Source organism: Enterococcus casseliflavus NBRC 100478 (assembly GCF_001544095.1).
Taxonomy (GTDB): Bacteria; Bacillota; Bacilli; order Lactobacillales; family Enterococcaceae; genus Enterococcus_D; species Enterococcus_D casseliflavus.
On sequence record NZ_BCPT01000037.1, the window covers coordinates 1 to 3,367 of the forward strand.

The window sequence follows — 3,367 nt, forward strand, 5'->3', positions numbered from 1 at the left end:
GCTTGATAGCATCTGCTATCTTTTTTTTTGCATAAAATGACAAAAATAAAGACGTTGCCTTTGATGGGGCAGCGTCTTTTTTATTTAGATGAGATCAGAACGAAAAGGAAGAAGTGTTGCTTGTACTGCTGTTTTTTTCTATACTATTAGAAAAGGAGACGATGGCGTGAGAAAGAAAGTACTTTTTGATTTAGATGGAACGATCATTGATTCGAGTGAAGGAATCTATGGATCGATTCAATATGCGATGGAAAAAATGGGAAAAGAGCAATTAGCGCAAGACGTACTGCGGAGCTTTGTGGGGCCGCCTTTGATTGAATCCTTCCGTGGCTTGGGCTTCGATGAAGCTGCTGCCCAGCAAGCTGTTGCCTTCTACCGGAAAAATTATCGTCAAGCGGGCATGTTTCAAGTCCAACCATATCCGTTGATCGAAGAAACATTGCAGGAGCTGGCGCAGGATCACGATTTGTATATCGCTACGTCGAAACCAGAAGTTTTTGCAAAAGAGATCCTGACCCATCTCAAGTATGATGGCTATTTCAAAGGAATCTATGGGGCGGATCTTGAGAATAAACGTGGGGAAAAAGCGGCCGTTATCCGCTACGCGCTAACTGAGATTGAAAAGGAGCAAAAAGTGCAGCAAACCATCATGATCGGCGACCGTGAGCATGATATTTTAGGGGCAAAAGAAAACCAGTTACCGGCAATCGGCGTTTTATATGGTTTTGGGTCAAAAGAAGAATTGCTTGATGCTGGTGCGATCGCTTTAGCCGCTGAGACACAAGAACTCTTAGCGTTGATTCCAGATTCATTATAGAGAAAAAGAGCTGACAAGCACCTTACAAGGCGTTTGTCAGCTCTTTAGTTACGCATTCGTTTGTTTCAACTGTGGAGAGGATTCCAATAAAAGATTGGTATCCAAATAGCCGCTTTCGTTTTTCAAAATCAAAGTTCCTGAAGTTGGGTGAACATCTAGAATCAGATGACCAGTCAAGAACATTTGATCATAGGTTGATGTAAAGAAAGTAAACTGATTGCTTGAGACTAACTCATTATATGGGTCTAACGGTTCGTCGATCGGTGTGATCAAAAAACGTTCGCCGATCATACAGCATCCAGCTGCTGAAGAAAATTGGTTCGATCCGTCATTACTCGTCAAAATATATAAGTCGTGTCCTTCTGGAAAGCGAGCAGCGGCAGTAGGGGTAATATGTAAGTCCATTTTGCATGATCTCCTTTTTGAAACGAGTGAGCAGCAAGCTGTTTCGTTTCGATAATTGTTGATAAACCAAGTGTATCACTCCTCTTAGGGATGTGACAGCAACTTGCTTTTCAACAAACCAAGCTTAAAGTTTTAGCAAGAAAAAGGCGATAATACCGATTATCAGCAAGAAAAGCCCTAAGTACAAGAGCACAGTGACCGCAGCCTGGAAAAAAGAGCGCATTTCTTTCACCTCGAATCATTCTTCTCTTTATTTTACTGCATAATCACAGAGACAAGTAAGGAACTTCACAAATCTTAAAGGAAGTTTTAGGTCTCTTAAGAGTAGACCTTGTCCTTTTTTGTAACGCTTCCATTTTTTGTGGTAAAATAAAGAAAAGGAGGCGATTTGGATGTTACGTAATTGTCAAAATGTACTTGTTGCCTTGGATGGGTCGGATCAGTCAGAAAAAGCGTTCCAAGAAGCACTCGCGATTTGTCGTATGAACAAAGCCAAATTGTATATCCTCTCTGTTATCAACAATGCTGAGTTATCCACAAGTGCCTATGCTTTTGCGAAAATTTTTGACCAAGAAAAATTGCGTGTGGAAACGGACATGTTGAAAAAAATCTATGATGCCAATCAGCATGGGGTAGAAGATGTTGAGGTGATCGTCGAAGTCGGCGATCCAAAACGCTTTATCATTCATGCAGCAACAGAATTGTACCCGATTGATTTGATCATTATCGGTGCAACTGGTAAAGGTACATTGACCCGAGCTGTCGTAGGCTCAACCACCGATTATGTCGTCAATCATTCGAAATGTACGGTGTTGGTCGTGAAGTAAAAATTTAAATTAAACGGAAAGAATATGTTATTTTTTAAGCCGGCATCATGCATCTCCTTTCAAAAAAATTCAGTTAGTTGAAAAACCCGCTCTCTTAGCTTTAGGAGAGCGGATTTTTTGTGGTAAAAAAGATGTGTCTAAAATTGAGCTGTAAGCACCGATTGAAAAATCCTTTTGTTCGTTTTGTAAAAAAATATTTATTTAAATTGATAAAAATTAACTATTAGAAGAGATGGTTTGTTACACTTTTAATAAGCAAAGGCTGTAGGAAAAGTATTGGAGAGAGGGGCTGATAATTTATCGACTTTACAGAATGCAGCAGAATACAATCGAATATTGTTGGAAAGGAGAAATAAATGATGAAAAAGATTTTTAAAATTTTAATGATCATGTTTGTTATTTTTATAGTAATTATTTTTCTGCCTACTATTATACTTTTCATAATTAAATAGAAAGAAGGCATTTGAAATGAATTGGTTAAATTGAATTGAACCTTCCCCCGTGGTAATTGTTCAAGTTTGACTTGCGGAATTAAACCTTGTACTTCAGATTCTTGTTTAAATAATGAGGGACATTGAGAGGATGTTGGAATAAATCTTGTTATATCAATTTTAAACAATAAAAAAGGAGAATGAAATGAAGCGTGTTGCAGAAAACTATTTGGTTGTTTTTTCGATTCTTTTGCTGATTATATGGCTAGGCTTGATCCAAGTGAAAGAATATTCGCAAGAAGCAGCCCTGTCGATCATTTACTTTATTAATCTATATACGCTCTTGTTTAAATTTAAAGATGCAGCGAGGATAGTGAAAGCAGTTGTATCGGTCCTACTATTGGGTTTTACGATCTTATTTCTTTTGTATATCGCAGTAAATTAGGGGCGTACGAATGATTAAGTTCAGAAATTATCGCTATACTTTGGGAATTAGATGCACAAAAAAAGACAACGTCCGACAAACGTTGTCCTACCAAAGCCACTTGACGGGCTTGAACCGTCGACCTCATCCTTACCATGGATGCGCTCTACCAACTGAGCTAAAGCGGCGTGTTATTTAACACAAGATATAGAATACCGTAAAGGTGCTGCTTTGTCAATGAGATTTTAGGATATTTCTTGAGAAAAACACTTTGCGGGAAGGGAAGTTTCTAAAAGGGGATTTTCTTGAAACAAAGGAACAAAAAATTGATTTTTGCTCTTGCTAAATTATCTGACTATTTGGTATAGTACAGATAGATTCTTCCGGCATAGCTCAGTTGGTAGTAGCGCATGACTGTTAATCATGATGTCGTAGGTTCGAGTCCTACTGCCGGAGTATCAAA

4 protein-coding genes and 2 tRNA genes are annotated in these 3,367 nt (G+C 38.4%); 4 read left to right on the forward strand and 2 right to left on the reverse strand.

Translation table 11 applies throughout. The features are described 5' to 3' along the window. Window positions 1–166: 166 nt before the first annotated feature. Window positions 167–817: an HAD hydrolase-like protein gene (locus ECA1_RS16585; RefSeq protein ID WP_060793120.1), complete on the forward strand. Its 651-nt coding sequence runs from the start codon at window positions 167–169 to the stop codon at window positions 815–817. 48 nt (window positions 818–865) lie between these two features. Here the strand turns inward: ECA1_RS16585 and ECA1_RS16590 are convergent, their stop codons facing one another. Next, the gene (locus ECA1_RS16590; RefSeq protein ID WP_015509034.1) at window positions 866–1,222 is read right to left on the reverse strand and encodes an iron-sulfur cluster biosynthesis family protein; all 357 of its coding nucleotides are present in this window, start codon (window positions 1,220–1,222) and stop codon (window positions 866–868) included. A 392-nt stretch (window positions 1,223–1,614) separates the two neighbouring features. Here ECA1_RS16590 and ECA1_RS16595 point away from each other — a divergent pair, with 392 nt between their 5' ends. Continuing rightward, window positions 1,615–2,049 (forward strand): universal stress protein, encoded by a 435-nt coding sequence (locus ECA1_RS16595; RefSeq protein WP_060793121.1) that lies wholly within the window; start codon window positions 1,615–1,617, stop codon window positions 2,047–2,049. 636 nt (window positions 2,050–2,685) lie between these two features. Next, the gene (locus ECA1_RS16600) at window positions 2,686–2,925 is read left to right on the forward strand and encodes a hypothetical protein (protein WP_060793122.1); all 240 of its coding nucleotides are present in this window, start codon (window positions 2,686–2,688) and stop codon (window positions 2,923–2,925) included. 94 nt (window positions 2,926–3,019) lie between these two features. Here the strand turns inward: ECA1_RS16600 and ECA1_RS16605 are convergent. After that, window positions 3,020–3,092, reverse strand: a tRNA-Thr gene (locus tag ECA1_RS16605). A gap of 194 nt (window positions 3,093–3,286) precedes the next feature. On the opposite strand from ECA1_RS16605, the gene ECA1_RS16610 reads away from it, so the two are divergent. Then, window positions 3,287–3,360 (forward strand) — tRNA-Asn (locus ECA1_RS16610). Window positions 3,361–3,367: the final 7 nt, after the last annotated feature.